Annotated in this window: 15 protein-coding genes and 1 pseudogene; 4 read left to right on the forward strand and 12 right to left on the reverse strand. The window is 74.2% G+C overall.

The genetic code is table 11. From position 1 onward, the window contains the following. Nucleotides 1-80 precede the first annotated feature (80 nt). Nucleotides 81-842 carry a 3-hydroxybutyrate dehydrogenase gene (locus BOQ63_RS31125; protein WP_030282699.1) on the reverse strand — a complete coding sequence of 254 codons (762 nt, stop codon included), beginning with the start codon at nucleotides 840-842 and terminating at the stop codon, nucleotides 81-83. Between the two features lie 310 nt (nucleotides 843-1,152). Here BOQ63_RS31125 and BOQ63_RS31130 point away from each other — a divergent pair, with 310 nt between their 5' ends. Beyond that, a complete protein-coding gene (locus tag BOQ63_RS31130; protein WP_223886085.1) occupies nucleotides 1,153-3,054 on the forward strand; it encodes an NsdA family TPR-like regulatory protein in 1,902 nt (633 codons plus the stop codon). Between the two features lie 207 nt (nucleotides 3,055-3,261). On the opposite strand, the gene BOQ63_RS31135 is transcribed toward BOQ63_RS31130, so the two are convergent. Both BOQ63_RS31135 and BOQ63_RS31140 read right to left on the reverse strand, forming a co-directional pair. Then, entirely contained in the window at nucleotides 3,262-4,593 is a 1,332-nt protein-coding gene (locus BOQ63_RS31135) for an NAD(P)/FAD-dependent oxidoreductase (protein ID WP_046387359.1), read from the reverse strand. A gap of 450 nt (nucleotides 4,594-5,043) precedes the next feature. Further along, the gene (locus tag BOQ63_RS31140) at nucleotides 5,044-5,949 is read right to left on the reverse strand and encodes a TIGR01777 family oxidoreductase (protein WP_072655314.1); all 906 of its coding nucleotides are present in this window, start codon (nucleotides 5,947-5,949) and stop codon (nucleotides 5,044-5,046) included. Nucleotides 5,950-6,014: 65 nt separating this feature from the next. Between BOQ63_RS31140 and BOQ63_RS31145 the strand changes: the two genes are divergently transcribed. Both BOQ63_RS31145 and BOQ63_RS31150 read left to right on the forward strand, forming a co-directional pair. Then, entirely contained in the window at nucleotides 6,015-6,515 is a 501-nt protein-coding gene (locus tag BOQ63_RS31145; protein WP_030282707.1) for a GNAT family N-acetyltransferase, read from the forward strand. Nucleotides 6,516-6,660: 145 nt separating this feature from the next. Beyond that, complete coding sequence (locus BOQ63_RS31150) at nucleotides 6,661-7,737, forward strand: DUF2510 domain-containing protein (protein WP_030549980.1); 1,077 nt, start codon at nucleotides 6,661-6,663, stop codon at nucleotides 7,735-7,737. Nucleotides 7,738-7,740: 3 nt separating this feature from the next. On the opposite strand, the gene BOQ63_RS31155 is transcribed toward BOQ63_RS31150, so the two are convergent. From BOQ63_RS31155 to cobU, 7 genes and pseudogenes are all read right to left on the reverse strand, one after another. Continuing rightward, on the reverse strand, nucleotides 7,741-8,259 hold the full coding sequence (locus BOQ63_RS31155) for a DUF4240 domain-containing protein (protein WP_030282712.1): 519 nt from the start codon (nucleotides 8,257-8,259) through the stop codon (nucleotides 7,741-7,743). A gap of 135 nt (nucleotides 8,260-8,394) precedes the next feature. After that, nucleotides 8,395-10,149: a 2-oxoglutarate dehydrogenase, E2 component, dihydrolipoamide succinyltransferase gene (gene sucB / locus BOQ63_RS31160; protein WP_150476189.1), complete on the reverse strand. Its 1,755-nt coding sequence runs from the start codon at nucleotides 10,147-10,149 to the stop codon at nucleotides 8,395-8,397. A gap of 66 nt (nucleotides 10,150-10,215) precedes the next feature. Beyond that, entirely contained in the window at nucleotides 10,216-11,604 is a 1,389-nt protein-coding gene (gene lpdA, locus BOQ63_RS31165; RefSeq protein ID WP_030282716.1) for a dihydrolipoyl dehydrogenase, read from the reverse strand. Between the two features lie 412 nt (nucleotides 11,605-12,016). Then, complete coding sequence (locus BOQ63_RS31170) at nucleotides 12,017-13,522, reverse strand: leucyl aminopeptidase (RefSeq protein WP_030282717.1); 1,506 nt, start codon at nucleotides 13,520-13,522, stop codon at nucleotides 12,017-12,019. Nucleotides 13,523-13,783: 261 nt separating this feature from the next. Next, complete coding sequence (locus tag BOQ63_RS31175; protein ID WP_030282721.1) at nucleotides 13,784-14,575, reverse strand: adenosylcobinamide-GDP ribazoletransferase; 792 nt, start codon at nucleotides 14,573-14,575, stop codon at nucleotides 13,784-13,786. 217 nt (nucleotides 14,576-14,792) lie between these two features. Continuing rightward, nucleotides 14,793-15,908 carry a nicotinate-nucleotide--dimethylbenzimidazole phosphoribosyltransferase gene (locus BOQ63_RS31180; protein WP_030282724.1) on the reverse strand — a complete coding sequence of 372 codons (1,116 nt, stop codon included), beginning with the start codon at nucleotides 15,906-15,908 and terminating at the stop codon, nucleotides 14,793-14,795. Between the two features lie 11 nt (nucleotides 15,909-15,919). Next, nucleotides 15,920-16,492 (reverse strand): annotated as a pseudogene (gene cobU / locus BOQ63_RS31185) (bifunctional adenosylcobinamide kinase/adenosylcobinamide-phosphate guanylyltransferase); the annotation flags it as partial. Nucleotides 16,493-16,635: 143 nt separating this feature from the next. On the opposite strand from cobU, the gene BOQ63_RS31190 reads away from it, so the two are divergent. Further along, nucleotides 16,636-16,836 carry a hypothetical protein gene (locus BOQ63_RS31190; protein ID WP_030282729.1) on the forward strand — a complete coding sequence of 67 codons (201 nt, stop codon included), beginning with the start codon at nucleotides 16,636-16,638 and terminating at the stop codon, nucleotides 16,834-16,836. A 25-nt stretch (nucleotides 16,837-16,861) separates the two neighbouring features. Here BOQ63_RS31190 and BOQ63_RS31195 read toward each other — a convergent pair whose 3' ends face one another. Both BOQ63_RS31195 and BOQ63_RS31200 read right to left on the reverse strand, forming a co-directional pair. Then, entirely contained in the window at nucleotides 16,862-17,602 is a 741-nt protein-coding gene (locus BOQ63_RS31195) for a class I SAM-dependent methyltransferase (protein WP_107488671.1), read from the reverse strand. A gap of 179 nt (nucleotides 17,603-17,781) precedes the next feature. Further along, entirely contained in the window at nucleotides 17,782-18,381 is a 600-nt protein-coding gene (locus tag BOQ63_RS31200; RefSeq protein WP_030282734.1) for a DUF3043 domain-containing protein, read from the reverse strand. Between the last annotated feature and the right edge of the window lie 216 nt (nucleotides 18,382-18,597).

The following is an 18,597-nucleotide window of genomic DNA, read 5'->3' on the forward strand; positions in this document are numbered from 1 at the left end:
GGCCGGCCCGTCGCGGCTCCGGCTGCGCCGAAGCCGCGACCTCCTGTTTCAGGTCGAACGCCCCGAGGAGCGGAACGGGCTCAGTGCGCCGTCCAGCCGCCGTCGATGGGGAGGCTGGCGCCGGTGATGTAGGCGGCGGGCGGGGTGCAGAGCCAGAGGGCGAGTTGGGCGACCTCGGCGGGTTCGATGAGGCGCTTGACGGCGGTGCGGTCGAGCATGATCTGTTCGACGACCTCGTCCTCGGGGATGCCGTGGGCCAGGGCCTGGGCGGCGATCTGCTTCTCCACCAAGGGAGTTCGGACGTAGCCCGGGTTGAGGCAGTTGCTGGTCACGCCGTAGGGGGCGCCCTCCAGGGCGACGGTCTTGCTGAGCCCTTCCAGGGCGTGCTTGGCGGTGACGTACGCGGACTTGAAGGCGCTGGCGCGCAGGCCGTGGACCGAGGAGACGTTGACGACCCGGCCCCACCCCCGCCCGTACATGTGCGGGAGCGTGCGGCGCAGGATGCGGAACGGGGCCTCGACCATGACGCGTTGGATGAGGGTGAAGCGGTCGACCGGGAACTCGTGCACGGGCGCGACGTGTTGGAGGCCGGCGTTGTTGACCACGATGTCGGCGTCGGCCGGCAGGGCGTCCACGGCCTCGGGATCGGCGAGGTCCGCGACGATCGCGTGCCCGCCGATCCGGTCCGCGAGCTCCCGGGCCGGAACGGCCGCGAGGTCGACGACGTAGACCCGGGCGCCGGCCCCGGCGAGGGTTTCGGCGCAGGCTCGGCCGATGCCCGAGGCGGCCCCGGTGACCAGGGCCGTGCGGCCGTCGAGCGGGCGGGCAGTAGAGGTGTCCATGGCCCAGAACGGTAGGAATCAGGCGACGTGCCTCCCATGTGGCGGACCGACACAGCAGGCCCGCTGACCATGGCGGCAACCACTACGAGTGTCGATCGACGGTTCGAGGCCGGACAGCCAAACCCATCCTGACCTGGCTTCCCCACAATGGACGCGGTTGCTTCACCCGTTCGGAGGATTGCTCGGTCAGATCCACCCATAGCGCCCGAATGCTCGCTACATTCACGCCGATTCCCGACAGGGGGCGCCGCCCCGGGCGAGCCGAAGTGCTGGTGGAGCCCGGTGCGACGTCCGAGAGGTGTTGACTGACATGCCCCAACGGCCTGCAACCGACAGCCCGGCGTACGGACCGCTCGACCCGCTCGGCCAGCGCCGAGGCCCGGTCGGCCGGGCCCTTCCGGACGCCCCCGACGCCCTGACCGCCGACACGCTGACCGGCGACACGCTGACCGCTGACACGCTGACCGCCGACGCCCCGACCGCCGACGAACTGCGGCTGCCCGCACAGGCCACACCCGCCCGGCACGAAGCCACCGCCGCCCCCGCGACCGGCGGAGGCCACGGCAGTCACACCGGCCACTCCGGCCCGGCGCCGCAGAACGGCCAGCTCGCCGCCCTGATCGAGGAGGCCGGTTTCTCGCACGCCGGCCTGGCCCGCCGGGTCGACCAGCTCGGCCTGGAGCACGGTCTCGACCTGCGCTACGACAAGACCTCGGTCACCCGCTGGCTGCGCGGACAGCAGCCCCGCGGCGCCACCCCGGCCCTGATCGCCGAGGTCTTCACCCGCCGCCTCGGCCGCCGCCTCACCGCCCAGGACCTCGGCCTGGACGCCTGCGCCCCGGTCTACGCGGGCCTGGAGTTCGCCGAGACCCCGCAGGAGGCGGTGGACATCGTGGCGAGCATGTGGCGCAAGGACAACGGCCCGCAGTCCGAGCTGCGCCGGATCGCCTTCACCCCGGCCGGCCTGGTCGTCCCCAGCCGCGACTGGCTGATCGGCCGCACCGACGAACGGGTCGCCCGGGACGGCTCCACCCTGGGCCGCCCGGACGCCGCCGGTGCGCTCGGCGCCGCACCCGGGGCACCGCCGCCCGCCGCCCCGGGCGCGCCCGGCTCACCCGTCCTGAGCCCGGCGCGCACCCAACCCGTCAGCGCCCCGGGAGCCCCGGGCGGCCCCGGCGCCCGCAGCACCTCCGGCACCACCGGCACCGCCGCCCCCATCGGTCGGGTGCCCACCCAGAGCCGACGCCCGCCCACCACCGTCGAACCGCCGTACCCCGACCCGACCCGCGAGGCCCGCCCCGCCCTGCGGGTCGGCCGCGGCGACATCGCCGCCATCCGAGCCGTCGGCGACCTCTTCCGCGCGCTCGACCACGCCTACGGCGGCGGCCACGCCCGTCAGGCGCTGGTCCGCTACCTGGAGAGCGAGGCCGAGCCGATGCTGCGCGGCCGCTACGGCGAGCAGATCGGCCGGGCTCTGTTCGGCGCCGTCGCCGACCTGACCAGGCTGGCCGGCTGGACGTCCTTCGACATCGCCGCGCACGGCCTCGCCCAGCGCTACTTCGTCCAGGCGCTGCGCCTCTCCCAGGCTGCCGGGGACCGCGCGCTCGGCGGCTACGTCCTGGTGACGATGAGCCAGCAGGCCGTCCACCTGGGCCACGGTCGGGAGGCCGTCCAGCTCGCCCGGGTCGCCCAGCAGGGCGTCGGCACGGCCGTCCCGCCGGTGGTCCAGTCGCTGATGCACGCCGCCGAGGCGCGCGGGCACGGCCTGCTGGGCGACGTCCGCTCCTGCACCACGGCACTGGTACGGGCCGAGCGCTCGCTCGCGGCCTCCCGTACGGGCGACGAACTGCCCGCCTGGGCACGGTACTTCGACGAGGCCCAGCTCTCGGACGAGTTCGCCCACTGCTACCGCGACCTCCAGCAGTGGCGCACCTCCGCGCAGCACGCCGAGAAGTCGCTGCGGCTGCGCTCGCCCGCGTACGCGCGCAGCCGGATCTTCTGCCGGCTGGTGCTGGCCACCGCCCGGCTCGGCATGGGGGACCTCGACGAGGCCTGCACCATGGCCACCGACGCGCTGCGGGCGGCGGGGGAGATGCGCTCGGCCCGCTCGCTCGAGTACGTCCGGGACTTCCACCGCCGCCTCACCCCGTACCGGGGCAGCCAGGTGGCCCGAGCCTTCGAGGAGACGGCCCGCCAGGCGGGGGTGATCTGAACCGCCCGCCCGGAACGGCCCCAGGGGCGACCGGGCCGGGAGCTCATCAGCTCTCGGCCCGGAGCCTCGCAGCATCGGAGCCCCAGGGCTTCCGGCCCGGCACACCGTCGGTCTGTCACCCCGGCAGACCGCTCGCGTGCCCGCACCGGCCGGGTCACCGCCCGGAGCACGACAATCCGGGTCACCGCCCCAGGAAGCCACCGGCGCTCAGGCCGCCGCCTCCGCCTCCCGCGAACCGGCCGGCAGGCCCAGGTCGCCCAGCACCGCCTGCGCCGCCCGCCGCCCGGAGACCAGCGCGCCCTGCACGGTGCTGGTGTCCCGGTGGTCCCCGGCGACGTACAGCCCGGCCAGTACCCGCACCGGGCGGCGGGGGTTGTGCGGCGGCGGCATCGCGGGCAGCGCGTCCGGGACGTGCCGCACGCTGAGGAACTGCCAGTCCGCCGTCGAGGTGCCGTACAGCTCCGCGAGCCGGGCTCGAACGGCCGGTTCCAGTCCGGCCGGGCCGCCCGCGTCGAAGGAACGCCGGCCGAGCACGGTGGTGGCGACCAGAGCCTGTCCGGCCGGGGCGTAGGACGGGTGCAGCTCGCTGAGCACCAGCGAGTGCGAGACCAGCGGCGGGTGCCCGTTCGGCCGGTCGGCGTCGAGCAGCAGCACGGCCTCGTTGAGCGGGGCGCGGTCGGCGGCGTGGAAGAAGGTGGTGACGGGGTGGAAGGCCGGCAGCCGCAGCCCGGGCAGCAGTTCGGCGGCGGAGCGGGCGTCGGTGGCCACCACCACGGCCTGGGCGCCGATCCGCCCGTGGGTGAGGGTCTCCACGCCGTCGGCGCCGATCGAGGTGACCTGCACCCCGGTCCGTACGGTGCCGGCGGGCAGCGTGGCGGCCAGCTGGGCCGGCACGGCCGCGATCCCGTCGGCGGGCAGACAGAGCCGGCCGCGCGCGTACGAGCGCAGCACCAGGTCGGCGACCCGGCTGCTGGTGCCGAGGGTCGGGTCGCCGAGCAGGGCGCTCAGCAGCGGGCGCAGGAACCCGTCGATGCTGCGCTGGGCGAGTCCGTGGCCGGTCAGCGCGCGGGCGGCGGTGGTCTCCGGGCGGGCCTGCAGCCGGCCGGCCGGGGTGGTGGCGATCCGGCCGAGCCAGCTGCCGAGGCGGGCCTTGTCCAGCGGGCTGCCGAGCGGGGCCCGGAGCGCGGCCTGCCGGGCGGCGGTGAGCTGCGGATCCCCGGCGCGGTAGCGGCGGCCGCCGCTGTGCACGAGTACGCCGGGCGCGAGCGGGCGCAGGTCCAGGCGGTCGAGGTCGAGCGTCCGGCGCAGCTCGGGGAAGGCGGTGTTCAGCAGGTGGCTGCCGTCGTCGAGGCGGAAGCCGTCCACTGAGCGGGTGGCCATTCGGCCGCCGATCCGGTCGGTGGTCTCCAGGACCTGAACGGTGACGCCGTGGCCGGTGAGTGCGCGGGCGGCGGCCAGGCCCGCGAGTCCGGCGCCGACCACGACGACGTCCGGGTCGGACGGTCGGCGGGCGCGGCGGGTGAAGTCGTACGTGGGCACTGGGGTGCTCCCTCCCTGGTCCCGGGGCTCCGGCCGACGCAGGCAGCGGGGTGCCGGGACACGGTCCGAGGAAGGTGATGCCCAGTCAGTGTGAGCATCAGACAAGTGCGATGAACCGGATGCGGGGGTCGGGAGGGGTTGTGCGGCACCGGGCGGGGGCGTGGTCACGGACAGTGCGCCGTGGCAGCCGCGTTACCGGGCAGACGGGCGCGCACGGTCACCGGGGGCGTGCGACGCGCCCGTCGTGTGCTCCCGTGCGCCCCCTCCCGGAGCCCCTCCCGAGTCTCCTCCCACCCCGCTCGGCATATGCCGATGGCCAGGGCGAATGCCGTAGCGGGACTACGCAGGACGACGCGGCGCCGCGCCAACGCGCGAGCCCGTCACCGCACCGCTCGCGAGCCCGTCAGCGCGCCACCGCCCGAGCGCGTCAGCGCACCGCGCACGAGCCCGTCACAGCGCCGCCCGCACCGCCGAGTCCAGATCCGGGTGCGCGAACCGGAAGCCCGCCTCCAGCAGCCGCCGCGGCACCACCCGGTGGCTGCCCACCACCTCGACCGCCAGCTCCCCGAGCACCACCTTGAGCACGGCCTCCGGCACCGGGAACGGGGTCGGCCGCCGCAGCGCCCGGCCGATCGCCGCGGTCAGCTCCGCGTTGGTGGCCGGCTCGGGCGCGGTGAGGTTGAAGGCGCCGGAGAGGTCCTCCCGGTCGATCAGGAACCGCAGCGCGGCGACCTCGTCGGCCAGCGAGATGTAGCTCCAGTACTGCTGACCGCTGCCGAGCCGCCCGCCCAGACCCAGCTTGAACAGCGGGAACAGCCGGCTGCCGGCCCCGCCCGCGGCGGAGAGCACCATCCCGGTGCGCGGGTGGACGACCCGGATCCCGGCCCGTTCGGCCGGCCGCGCGGCGGCCTCCCACTCCAGGCAGACCTCGGCCAGGAAGTCGTCGCCGGCGGGGGAGTCCTCGTCGATCACCCGGTCGCCGGTCTGCCCGTACCAGCCGACCGCTGAGGCGCTGACCAGGACCCGCGGCGGCTCCTTGAGCGCCGCCAGGGCCACCGCCACGGTCTCGGTGCCGTACACCCGGCTCTCCCGGATGTCCCGCTTGTAGGAGTCCGACCAGCGGCGGTCGCCGACCCCGGCGCCGGCCAGGTGCACCACCGCCTCGACCCCGGCGAGCCCGTCCCGGTCGACCTCGCCGAGCAGCGGGTTCCAGCCGATCGCGGTGCTGCCGTCGGGCTGCGGTCCCGTCCTGGAGCGGTGCCGGACCAGCCGGACCACCTGGTGGCCGTCCGCCAGCAGGGAGCGGACGAGCGCCGAACCGATCAATCCCGTGGAGCCTGTGAGAGCGATGCGCATGGGCCCATCCTCGCAGTTCTTATCACCTGTCACCTTTCGCACGCGCCCCATTAGCATCACGCGGCATGACCCCCCATGACGATCTGACCATCCGCCCGGCCCGCCCCGAGGACGAGCGCGGACTCGCCGAGCTCAACCGCGCCGCCTGGTCGACCCTGTCCGACGTCTCCCCGGAGCCGTCCGCCGAGGACGGGATCTTCGACGAGCGGCACACCCCCGACCAGTACCTGCTCGCCGTCCTGGACGGCCGGATCGTCGGCTACGTCCGCCAGGTCCCGGCGACCCCGCTGGCCGCCAACCGGCACGTCCGGCAGATCCAGGGCCTGGCCGTCGACGACTCGGTGCGCGGCCGGGGCATCGGCCGGCGGCTGGTCGAGGCGGCCTGCGCGGCGGCCAGGGCCGGGGGCGCCCGCAAGCTGGGCCTGCGGGTGCTCGGCTGGAACACCCCGGCCCGACGGCTGTACGAGAGCTGCGGCTTCGTGGTCGAGGGCTCGCTGGCCGAGGAGTTCCTGATCGACGGCCGCTATGTGGACGACATCTGGATGGCCCGCCGACTCACCGACTGAATCCGCGCCGAATCCACCCCGCCTCCGCTCCCGAATCCGCCCGGAATCCGCCCCGAACGACCTGACACCGCATCAGGGCGGGTGCTGCAGAGTCGTGACGTACCCGCCCTGTCTGGAGCGGCACGCCGCCGGGTACCGTACGCCCGTGAGCAACTCGACGCCTCCCGGGTGGTACCCGGTCCCCGGTGCGGACGGCGCGCCCGGTCACGAGCGCTGGTGGGACGGCAACGCCTGGACCAGCGAGGTCCGGCCGCTCCAGGGCGGCGCCGGACAGGTCGCCGACGCGCCGACCCAGACCTGGCAGCCCTCCACCCCGCAGCACCAGCAGCAGCCCGGCTACGGCTACCCGGCGCAGAGCGGCTCACCCGCCCCCGGTTACGGCTACCCCGGCCAGGACGCGGCCCAGGGCCCCGGTTACGGCTACCCCGGCCAGACACCGTACCCGGGCCAGTCGCCGTACCCCGGCCAGGAGGCCTACCCGGGCGCGGCCTACGGCTACCCGCCGCCGGCCGGCCCTGGCCGGAGCAGGACCGGTGTGATCGTCGGCATCGCCGTCGCCGTGCTGGTGGTGGGCGGGATCATCGCCGGGCTGGTGCTCAGCAACGGCGGGGACCCGAAGGCGGGCCCCACCCCGAACCCCACGGTCACCGTCACCCAGAGCGACAGCCCCTCGCCGCGCCCCACCCCGACCCGGCCCAGCCCGACCTCCAAGCCCGTCCCGACCCTCAAGAGCACCGTGCCGGACCCGCAGCACGCGATCACCGTCCCGGTGTTCGACGGCTGGGACGCGGCGGCCAACTCCGCGCACTCCACGGTCTACCTCGGCAGCGGCCGCTACACCTGCGCCGACGGCAACTCCTGCATCCGCGGCCAGTTCTCGATCGAGAAGGACACCGTCCAGGGCGACACCCCCAAGGGCGCCGCCGACGCCGCGATGCCGGCCTACGCCGGGACGATCTTCAGCGGGATCTCCTCCCACACCGACTCCGGCTCCGGCTACGTCAGCGTCGCCGGTGTGCTCGGCTACGCCACCCGCTGGCACGTGCGCACCTCGGACGGCACCCAGGGCTACGTGCTGCTGGCCGCCGTCCCGGCCAAGGGCGGCGGCTACGTGGTCTTCGAGGGCGGCGTGGACGACGACCCGGCCGCGCCGGACGCCTCCGTGCTGGACCAGATCCTCAAGGGCATCAAGCAGGACAGCTCCTCCGGCAGCAGCACCTGACCGCTACTGGTCCCCGTAGCGCTCCCAGAGCTTGGGGAAGCGCTTCGCCATGACGTCCGGGTCCTCGAAGTCCAGCGGGGTCCCGGACGGCCGGCCCGCCTGCCGCCCGCCCACGTCCGGCAGCGGAAGGCCGGTCAGCTGCTCGTACGCCTCGTCGGCGGCGTAGCCGAGGTCCTCGGCCTCGCCGTCCTCCTCCTCGTCGAACTCCGGCAGCAGGTCCGCCAGGTCGTCGGGTTCGGCCAGCCCGCCCTCGAAGACCTCCCGGCCCTGGCCGATCAGCCAGCAGCGGAAGTAGTCGAAGGTCTCCTCGGAGGCGCCGTCCAGCAGCAGGTGGGCCGCCCCCCACAGGTCGTGGCGGTAGGCGCGCTGGAACCTGGCCTCGAACAGCCGGGCGAAGTCGATCACGTCGTCCGGGGTCAGCTGGACGAGGCGCTCCACCAGCCGCTCGGCCTGCTCGTCGGGATCGCCGGCGGCGGCCTCCCAGGTGTCGTCGATGATCTGCCAGAAGTCGGTCTCGTCCATCACCGCTCCAGCATCCCTGTTCCGCCGCCTCCGCGCATGCCATGACCCGGCGGAAAGCGCACCCCGGAACGGCGGAACCCCGCGTCGTCCGGGGACGACGCGGGGTTGCGTACGGCTGTGTTCAGCCGTGCTGCCTCACAGGCCGAGCTCGACCTCGAACTCGCCGGCCTCCAGGATCTCCTTGACCGCGACCAGGTAGCGGGCGGCGTCGGCGCCGTCCACCAGGCGGTGGTCGTAGGAGAGCGACAGGTAGGTCATGTCACGGATGCCGATGGCGGTGCCGCCGTCGGCCTCGATGACCACCGGGCGCTTGACGGTGGCGCCGATGCCCAGGATGGCGGCCTGGTTCGGCGGCACGATCACGGTGTCGAACAGCGCACCGCGCGAGCCGGTGTTGCTGATGGTGAAGGTGGCACCGGACAGCTCGTCCGGGGTGATCTTGCTGTCGCGGACCTTGGCGGCCAGCTCGGCGGTCTTCTTCGAGATGCCGGCGATGTTGAGGTCGCCCGCACCCTTGATGACCGGGGTCATCAGACCCTTCTCGGAGTCCACGGCGATGCCGATGTTCTCGGAGTCGAAGTAGGTGATGGTGCCCTCGGCCTCGTTGATCCGCGCGTTGACGACCGCGTGGACCTTCAGCGCCTGGGCGGCGGCCTTGACGAAGAACGGCATCGGGGAGAGCTTGACGCCCTCGCGGGCGAGGAAGCCGTCCTTGGCCTTGGCGCGCAGCGACATGATCTTGGTGACGTCCACCTCGACCACGCTGGTCAGCTGCGCCTGCTCGTGCAGGGCCTTCATCATGTTGTCGCCGATGACCTTGCGCATGCGGGTCATCTTGACCGTCTGGCCGCGCAGGGCGGACGGCGCGGCGGCGGCCTTCGGCGCAGCGGCCGGGGCGGCAGCGGCGGCCGGGGCCGGGGCGGCCTTGGCGGCCTCCGCGGCGGCGATGACGTCCTGCTTGCGGATGCGGCCGCCGACGCCGGTGCCGGCGACGGAGGACAGCTCGACACCGTGCTCGGCGGCGAGCTTGCGCACCAGCGGGGTGACGTAGGCGTCACCGCTGTCGGCCACCGGGGCGGCCGGGGCGGCGGCGGGGGCCGGGGCCGGGGCCGGGGCGGCGGCCGGAGCCGGAGCAGCGGCAACCGGAGCAGCGGCAACCGGAGCCGGAGCCGGAGCCGGAGCCGGGGCGGCCGGGGCCGGGGCAGCGGCGGGGGCCGGGGCAGCGGCCGGAGCCGGAGCGGCAGCCGGGGCCGGAGCGGCAGCGGCGGCACCCGGGGCACCGATCAGCGCGAGCTGGGCGCCGACCTCGGCGGTCTCGTCCTCGCCGACCAGGATCTTGACGACGACACCGGCGACCGGCGACGGGATCTCGGTGTCGACCTTGTCGGTGGAGACCTCCAGCAGCGGCTCGTCGACCTCGACCGTCTCACCCTCGGCCTTCAGCCAGCGGGTGACGGTGCCCTCGGTGACCGACTCGCCCAGGGCGGGCAGCAGCACCGGGGTGGCGTCGCCGGCCGGAGCGGCCGGAGCAGCAGCCGGCGCGGCCGGGGCGGCAGCCGGAGCAGCCGGGGCCTCGGCGGCGGGGGCCGGAGCGGCAACCGGGGCCGGAGCGGCCTCGGCAGCCGGGGCGGCGGCAGCGGCCGGGGCGCCCGAGCCGTCGTCGATGATCGCCAGCTCGGCGCCGACCTCGACGGTCTCGTCCTCGCCGACCTTGATCGAGGAGAGGATGCCGGAAGCCGGGGCCGGGATCTCGGTGTCGACCTTGTCGGTCGACACCTCGAGCAGCGGCTCGTCGACCTCGACACGCTCACCCTCGGCCTTCAGCCAACGGGTGACAGTGCCCTCGGAAACGCTCTCGCCCAGCGCGGGCAGTGTTACTGAGACCGCCATGGTTTCAGCGACTCCTATCAAGTCTTGCGTACGGGAAGTACTGGAAACGGGGGGTGGTGGGCGCGATCAGTCGTGCGCGTGCAGCGGCTTGCCGGCCAGCGCCAGGTGCGCCTCGCCCAGGGCCTCGGACTGGGTCGGGTGGGCGTGGATGAGCTGCGCGACCTCGGCCGGCAGGGCCTCCCAGTTGTAGATCAGCTGGGCTTCGCCGACCTGCTCGCCCATGCGGGCGCCGACCATGTGGACGCCGACCACGGCGCCGTCCTTGACCTGGACGAGCTTGATCTCGCCGGCGGTCTTCAGGATCTTGCTCTTGCCGTTGCCGGCCAGGTTGTACTTCAGGGTGACGACCTTCTCCTTGCCGTACAGCTCGACGGCCTTGGCCTCGGAGATGCCGACGGAGGCGACCTCCGGGTTGGAGTAGGTCACGCGCGGGACGCCGTCGTAGTCGATCGGCACCGGCTTGAGGCCGGCCAGGCGCTCGGCGACCAGGATGCCCTCCGCGAAGCCGACGTGGGCGAGCTGCAGGGTCGGGGCGAGGTCGCCGACGGCCGAGATGGTGGGCACGTTGGTGCGCATGTACTCGTCGACCAGGACGTAGCCGCGGTCCATGGCGACGCCGTTCTCCTCGTAGCCGAGGCCGGCCGAGACCGGGCCGCGGCCGATGGCGACGAGCAGCAGGTCGGCGTCGATCTGCTTGCCGTTCTCGGTGGAGACGCGGACACCGGCCTCGGTGTACTCGACGCCCGAGAAGCGGGCCTTCAGCTCGAACTTGATGCCGCGCTTGCGGAAGGCGCGCTCCAGCAGCTTGGAGGAGTTCTCGTCCTCCAGCGGGACGAGGTGCGGCAGCGCCTCGACGATGGTGACGTCGACGCCGAAGGACTTCCAGACCGAGGCGAACTCGACGCCGATGACGCCGCCGCCCAGGATGACGGCCGACTTCGGGATCCGGTCGAGCTTGAGGGCGTGGTCGGAGGAGATCACACGGTTGCCGTCGATCTCCAGGCCCGGGATCGAGCGCGGCACCGAACCGGTGGCCAGCACGATGTGGCGGCCTTCGATGCGCTGGCCGTTCACGTCCACCGAGGTCTGCGAGGAGAGCTTGCCCTCGCCCTGGACGAAGGTCACCTTGCGGGAGGCCACCAGGCCCTGCAGGCCCTTGTACAGGCCGGCGATCACGTCGTCCTTGTACTTGTGGACGCCGTTGATGTCGATGCCCTGGAAGGTGGCCAGAACGCCGAACTCGGCGGCCTCCTTCGTCTCGTCCGCGATCTCGGCGGCGTGCAGCAGGGCCTTGGTCGGGATGCAGCCGCGGTGCAGGCAGGTGCCGCCCAGCTCACCCTTCTCGACCAGGGCGACGCTCAGACCCAGCTGAGCGGCGCGGAGCGCCGCGGCGTAACCGCCGCTTCCGCCTCCGAGAATGACTACGTCGAAAACGGTGCTGGCGTCGTTCGCCACGTCACGTCCTCCATGCAATGGGGTGGGTCGCCGGGCCGGTCGCGGTCCGGTGGGTCGGAAGCCCTTGTGGGGCGCCCAGTCGTGCCGGAAATACATCTTCGCACTTGTTCGCGGTGGCTGATGTCCGGGTCCACCCCAGGGGCGTCCCGAGGAGTGGTCACGGGGGCGGGAAGACCCCCCACGGAAGGGCATCATCGCAGCTCAATGCGGTGTTGACAGCCGCCGGACGGGCGTCTTCCGCGCGGCTCCCGGCCGCCTCTTCCGCAGTGCGGAACAAAGTTTCGCCCGTGGCGAACAGGCGTGCGGTGGGCCGCTCCTGCCTACTCGCAGGTAACCCGCGCGGGAACGCCGACGGGGGCCCGGCGCGTGGTGCGCCGGGCCCCCGTCGGGGCTTGCGGATCGGGCCTGCGGATCAGGCCTTGCCGTTGGCCGCGGTCTGCTCCGCGAAGCGGACCAGGGTGCGCACCGCGCTCGCGGTGCCGCCCTTCGGGGTGTAACCGAACGGCGCGCTCTCGTGGAACGCCGGGCCGGCGATGTCCAGGTGCGCCCAGTCGATGCCCTCGGCGACGAACTCCTGCAGGAACAGGCCGGCCACCAGGCCGCCGCCCATCCGCTCGCCCATGTTGGCCAGGTCGGCGATGGTCGAGTCGGTCATGCCCTTCTTGAGCTCGGCCGGCAGCGGCATCGGCCAGGACTGCTCGCCGACCTCGCCCGCGAGCGCGTGCAGGTTCTCGCGCAGCTCGTCGCTGTTGGCCATCACGCCGAAGGTGCGGGTGCCCAGGGCCAGCACCATGGCGCCGGTCAGGGTCGCCACATCGACGATGACGTCCGGGTTGTCCTCGCCGGCCTTCACGATCGCGTCGGCCAGCACCAGGCGGCCCTCGGCGTCCGTGTTCAGGACCTCGACGGTCTTGCCGCCGTACATGCGCAGCACGTCACCCGGGCGGGTGGCCGAGCCGGACGGCATGTTCTCGGCCAGCGCCAGCCAGGCGGTCACGTTGACGGCCAGGCCCAGGCGCTTGGCGGCCACCACGGCGGCGAACACGGCGGCGGCACCGGCCATGTCGCACTTCATGGTCTCGTTGTGGCCGGCCGGCTTCAGCGAGATGCCGCCCGAGTCGTAGGTGATGCCCTTGCCGACGAAGGCCAGCGAGGCCTTCGCCTTCGGGTGGGTGTAGGCCACCTTCACCAGCCGCGGCGGGTTGGCCGAGCCGTTGCCGACGCCCAGCAGACCGCCGAAGCCGCCCTTGGTCAGCGCCTTCTCGTCCAGCACCTCGACCTTGAGGCCGTGCTCCTTGCCGGCCGCCTGGGCGATCGCGGCGAAGCTCTTCGGGGTCAGGTCGTTCGGGGCGGTGTTGACCAGGTCGCGGGCGCGGTTCATCTCCTCGCCGATCGCGGCGGCCCGCTCCACGGCGGCCTTGGCGTCCTTGCTGCCCTTGCGGACGGTCAGCACGACCAGCTCGCCGACCGGCTCCTTGCCGTTGCCGTTGCCCTTGTAGGTGCCGAAGACGTACGAGCCGAGCAGGCCGCCCAGCGCGACCGCCTCGACCTCCTCCGCAGACTCGGCCGGCAGGGCCAGCGCGGCCTTCTTGACGCCAGCCAGGGCGCGAGCGGCGACACCGGCGGTGCGGCGCAGCGCCTCCAGCTCGTAACCGGCCTCGGCCGCCTCGCCGAGGCCGACCGCCAGCACGAGCGCGGCCTTCAGGCCGGCGGGGGAGGCCACCTTGACGGTCTCGCCCTCGGCGCCGGTCGCGCCCAGGGTGCCGAGGACCTCGGCCAGCTTGCCGTCGAACGCCTCGTTCACGGCCTCGGCGCCGGGGGCCAGCACGATGCCCTTGGGGCCCTTGGCGACACCGACCACCAGGGCGTCCGCGCGCAGCGAGGCGGCGGAGGAGGTGCTCACAGACAATGCAGTCACGTAATGCGTCCTGTTCTTTCGCGGTCCACGGCCGGTCGCGGCGTGACTGCCGCACCGGCGCAGCCCGCCGTCGCAGGCCGTCCGCCCGGCGGGCCCCCTGCGGTTCCGGGCCCCCTGGCGCGCGCGCCCGCCGACAGCGGCCGCGCACACCAGAGGCCCCGGCTCCTCGGTGCGCGCCGGGCGGGCAGGACCTGCCACGGTGCAGGGCTGCGGTGCTCCAGGCATGGTAGTCCGCATGGTGGGATCACGCGCCGCCCGGTGTCAGCCCAGCAACGCCAGGGCGAACAGCGTCCCCGTCGCGGCGGTCTCCGCCATCGCGCCGAGCACGTCCCCGGTGATCCCGCCGAACCGGCGCTCACACCGTCCGAGCAGCAGTCGAGCGCAGCCGACGCCGAACACAACGGCCAGCGGGAGGCGCAGGACTGACCATCCGTCGAACGATCCGCCCGCGGCCAGGGCGAGCGCCGCGAGGGCCGTCCCCGCGGCGGCCCCGACGGGCGGTACGGTGCCCGCCACCATCGCCCCGAGCCCGCCCGGGCGCGCGGCCGGCACCGACCGCAGACAGCCCCAGGCGAGCGCGCACCGGGCGGCCACCGCCGAGGCGAGCACCGCGAGCGCGCCGCGCGGCACCGAGTGCCCGAACTGCCCGGCCAGCGCGGCGACCTGCGCCAGCAGCACCAGCAGCAGGGTCAGGACACCGAACGGCCCGATGTCGGACTGCTTCATGATCCGCAGCGCGTCCTCGGCCGGCTTGCCGCTGCCCAGCCCGTCGGCGACGTCCGCCAGACCGTCCAGGTGCAGGCCCCTGGTCAGCGCGGCCAGGGCCCCCACCGCCGCCACCGCCGCCAGCAGCCCGCCCGCCCGCCAGGCCACCAACGACCCGACCCCGGACGCGATCCCGCCCAGGACGACCCCGACCACCGGAGCCGCCGTCATCGCCCGGCCCCCCGCCGCCCGGTCCCACCGCTCCACCCGTACCCGCAGCACCGACAGCGTCCCGAACGCGAACCGCAGCCCCTCACCCCACGTCGCCCGCTCGCCGCCGCCGGCCATCACTCCCACTCCTTCACCACACCGAACCCCAGGACCGAGAACCCCGTGCCCCCGACCAAGCAGAACCCCGCACCCTGCACCGACCCTCGGCCCACCCTCCCCGAACAAGCGAAATCCCCGCGCCCCGGAAGGGGCGCGGGGAACTGCGCGGGGCGCAAGTCCACGGGCCGGGGCCGACCGCCCGTACCGGGCTGCCGGACCGTCCGGCCCCCGGCCGCTACAGCCTCCGCAGCAGGTCGGCCGCCGAGGGCAGCTTCGGCTGCTCCTTCGGTGCCGCCGGCACGAACGGCCGCGGCGCCTCCTCCGCGAGCGCGTCGCCCGCCGCCTGGAGCAGCGGCAGCGCGAGCACCGCGCCGACGCCCTCGCCCACGGTGATCCCCTGGTCCTGCAGGGGCGTCAGGGTCAGCCGGTCGTACGCCTTCGCCTGTGCCGGCTCGCCGCTGGACTGCCCGGCCCGCCACCACTCCGGCGCCCGGAAGGCGATCCGCTGGGCGACCAGCGCGCACGCCGAGGAGACCACGCCGTCGAGCACCACCGGCAGCCGTCGGACGGCCGCCTGCAGCAGGAACCCGGTGATGGCGGCGAAGTCCGCTCCGCCGGTCGCGCCGAGCAGCGCCAGCTGGTCGCCGAGCACCGGCCGGGCTCGCCGCAGCGAGTCCCGGATGGTGGCGCACTTGACCATCCACACCCGGTCGTCGATGCCCGAGCCGCGTCCGCAGACCGCGGCGGCGTCCGTTCCGCACAGTGCGCCGACCAGGACGGCGGCGACCGTCGTGGAGCCGACCCCGATGTCGCCGAGCAGCACCAGGTCGGTGCCTGAGTCGGCCTCCTCGTCGGCCACGGCCATGCCGGCCCGGAAGGCCCGTACGGTCTCCTCCGGGGTGAGCGCGTCCTCGATGTCGATCCGGCCGGAGCCGCGCCGGATCCGGTGGGCGACCACCTCGTCCGGGAAGTCCGCGGGGTCGGAGTCCACCGCGACGTCGACCACCCGCAGGTCCGCGCCGTAGCGCGCGGCCAGTCGGGCGACCGGCGCGCTGCCGTCGAGCACCGCCCGCACCCGGGCCGCGGTGCCGCCCTGGGCGGGCAGCCGGGAGACCCCGAGCGCGGCGACACCGTGGTCGGCGGCGAACAGCAGCACCTTGGGCGCCGAGACCGGTCGTACGGGGGATCGCCCCTGCACGGACGAGAGCCAGCTGCCCAACTCCTCCAGCTTGCCGAGGCCGCCGCGCGGCCGCCCGGCCTCCTGCCAGCGTTCGTCGGCGGCGCGCCGGGCGCTGTCGTCGGGGCGCTCGACGAGCGAGGAGAACGTATCGAGATCCACGGTCGTGTCCATCGTTCGGAAGGCTACACGCCGCAGGTGTGCGGGCTGGGCTTGACCGTCAGAACCTGCCCCGCGACGACCAGGAGCACCCGTTCCGAGGCGTCCGCCACGGCCATGTTGAGCCGGCCCAGGGTGTCGCGGAAGCGCCGCCCGGCGGCGGTGGCGGGGACGACGCCCATGCCGACCTCGTTGCTCACCGCGACGACCGTCCGCCCGGTGGCCGCCCACGCCTGCGCCAGCGCCGCGCAGCGCCGCTGCACCGCGGCCTCGGCCCCGTTCGCCCACGCCTCGTCGACCCAGGCACCGCAGTCGTCCATCACGGAGGTCAGCCACAGCGCCAGGCAGTCGATGAGCACCGGCGCCGGGTCGGCGGTGTCGGCGAGCACGGCCTCCAGCTCGCAGGTCTCGACGGTGCGCCAGCTCGCCGGTCGGCGGTCCCGGTGCAGCGCGATCCGCTGGGCCCACTCGGCGTCGCCGTCCCGGGTGCCGCCGGTGGCCACGTACAGGACGTCCGGCCGGTCGGCGAGCAGCTGCTCGGCGCGGGTGGACTTGCCGGAGCGCGCGCCGCCGAGCAGCAGCGTGCGGGGGAGCGGGGGGTGGGTCGCCATGGCGACCATCCTGCCGGACAGGCATACGGAAGATCGGGCGGGGGAAGCTCAGGGTGCGTCTGGCGGGAATCGCCGGACGCACCCTAGGGTGCGCAGCACACAAGGCAGCGTCAGTGCGGGAGGAGCCGGGCATGGTCTGGACGTGGCGGTACGAGAAGGCGGACGGCAGCGCGGTGACGTCGAGCCTCGGCCAGGAGGAGTTCGCCGGCCAGGGCGACGCCGAGACCTGGATCGGGGAGACCTGGAAGCAGCTCGCCGAGGAGGGCGTGGACACCGCGGTCCTGCTGGAGGACGGTGCCAAGGTCTACGCGATGAGCCTGCACGAGGGCTGAGCCCCCGGGCGCCGGGCTCCCGGTGCTACTTCGCGCCGATCACGTGCAGCAGCGCCGCGACCTGCCGGTACGGGTCGGTGCGGCCGGCCCGGTCCTCGGCTTCCAGCAGCTGTGCCAGCTGGCGCCCGTCCACCGGCGGGGCGGCGTCGTCGGGGGCGTTGTCGGTGAAGACCCGGACGCCGAACCAGCGCCGCAGCGGCACCGACACCTCGGAGAGGGTGACGGACAGGTCGGCGAGCCGGTCGGCGCGGGCGGCCAGCCCGAGCCGGTTGTAGTAGCGGTCGCTCTCGAAGGCGTGCAGGGCGGCCCGCCAGTCCCCGGTGGCGGCGGGCCGCAGCGCGAGCGCGTCGCGGTTGCGGACCAGCAGTGAGAGCAGGCCGCCGGGCGCCAGCAGCCGGGCCAGCGAGGCGATCATCGGATCCGGGTCGGGCAGGTACATCAGGACGCCGTGGCAGAGCACCACGTCGAAGCTGCGCGGGCCGAACCAGCGCCCGCACTGGTGGCCGTCGCCGCTGAGCAGTTGCATCCGGCCGCGCACCTCGGGCGGCTCCTCGGCGAGCGCCCCCTGGGCGACGCCGAGCGCGACCGGGTCGGAGTCGATCCCGGTGACGTAGTGCCCGGCCCGGGCCAGCCGCAGGGCCTGGGTGCCCTGCCCGCAGCCGATGTCGAGGACGCGCTGCGCGGTGCGTCCGGCCAGCTGTTCGGCGAGCTGCCGGGAGACGAGCTCCTGCCGGACGAAGTTGCGCAGTCCGCCGAGCCGGTCCAGCCAGGCGCCGGTGCCGCCGGCGAAGGAGCCGCTGCGGGAGGGCAGCCGGCGTTCCTGGCCGAGCCGGTCGTGACCGCCGTCGCCCTGGCCGGGGAGAGTGCCCCCCTGCCCGGGCACGGCGTAGAGGCCGGGCCCCTCCCAGGACGGCGGGGCCCAGCCGGAGTCCACCGGTTCGGCGGTCAGGGCTTCTCCCCGCGCCGCACCTGCGGCTTGGGCAGGCGCAGCCGGCGCATCTGCAGGGTGCGCATGATGCCGTAAGCGACCACACCGCGGGTGTTCTGCCCGGCGAAGCGCTCGCCCAGCTGCTTGCGCAGGCCGAAGCCGAGGCGCACGAAGTCCAGGATCACCAGGACGAAGAACAGCAGGAACAGCAGCGTGGACAGCAGCTGCAGGGTGGGCACCTTGATGATGCTCAGCACCAGGATGACCACGGCGGCCGGCAGGAAGAACTCGGCGAGCGACCAGCGGGAGTCCACGTAGTCGCGGGCGAACTTGCGCACCGGGCCCTTGTCACGGGCCGGCAGGTGGCGCTCGTCGCCGTCGATCAGCGCCTGGCGCTGCTTCTCGCGTTCGGTCCGCATCCGGTCGCGGGCCTGGCGGGAGGCCTCCTTGCGGTCCTTGGGCACCGTGACCCGGGTACGCCGGTTGGCCTCGGCCTCGCTGCGCTTGGGGGTGGGGCGGCCCTTCTTGGCCTGCGGGTGGCGGGCCTGGGGCGTCTCGTCCTGCTTCTCCAGCACGGTGGCGGAGGCAGCGGCATCATCTGAACGGCGTCGGAACACACCCCCAGCGTACGGGGTGCGGCGGGGCGACCACGGGTCCCCTCGGACCCAAACGCATATCGATCCGTCCGACCGGGTCCCGACCCGGGGTTCCCGGCCCCTTCCCGTAGGGGATCAGTCGGATGGACTATGGGGAGGATGAGAGGCGGATCCACCCGGGGGATGAGGATCTGCCGCTGGTCGCTGTAGCAGTCTTGTTGCAGGCAGGTGCACTGC

The sequence above is a fragment of the Streptomyces viridifaciens genome (genome assembly GCF_001888885.2).
GTDB lineage: Bacteria > Actinomycetota > Actinomycetes > Streptomycetales > Streptomycetaceae > Kitasatospora > Kitasatospora aureofaciens.

What these genes read in the sequence shown, in the direction of transcription:
- BOQ63_RS31155 (WP_030282712.1), bottom strand. Translation starts at nt 8,259, where the DNA reads ATGGACGAGACCGACTTCTGGCAGATCATCGACGACACCTGGGAGGCC.
- BOQ63_RS31125 (WP_030282699.1), bottom strand. Translation starts at nt 842, where the DNA reads ATGGACACCTCTACTGCCCGCCCGCTCGACGGCCGCACGGCCCTGGTC.
- BOQ63_RS31145 (WP_030282707.1), top strand. Translation starts at nt 6,015, where the DNA reads ATGACCCCCCATGACGATCTGACCATCCGCCCGGCCCGCCCCGAGGAC.
- BOQ63_RS31175 (WP_030282721.1), bottom strand. Translation starts at nt 14,575, where the DNA reads ATGGCCGGCGGCGGCGAGCGGGCGACGTGGGGTGAGGGGCTGCGGTTC.
- BOQ63_RS31130 (WP_223886085.1), top strand. Translation starts at nt 1,153, where the DNA reads ATGCCCCAACGGCCTGCAACCGACAGCCCGGCGTACGGACCGCTCGAC.
- BOQ63_RS31180 (WP_030282724.1), bottom strand. Translation starts at nt 15,908, where the DNA reads ATGGACACGACCGTGGATCTCGATACGTTCTCCTCGCTCGTCGAGCGC.
- sucB (WP_150476189.1), bottom strand. Translation starts at nt 10,149, where the DNA reads ATGGCGGTCTCAGTAACACTGCCCGCGCTGGGCGAGAGCGTTTCCGAG.
- BOQ63_RS31140 (WP_072655314.1), bottom strand. Translation starts at nt 5,949, where the DNA reads ATGCGCATCGCTCTCACAGGCTCCACGGGATTGATCGGTTCGGCGCTC.
- BOQ63_RS31190 (WP_030282729.1), top strand. Translation starts at nt 16,636, where the DNA reads ATGGTCTGGACGTGGCGGTACGAGAAGGCGGACGGCAGCGCGGTGACG.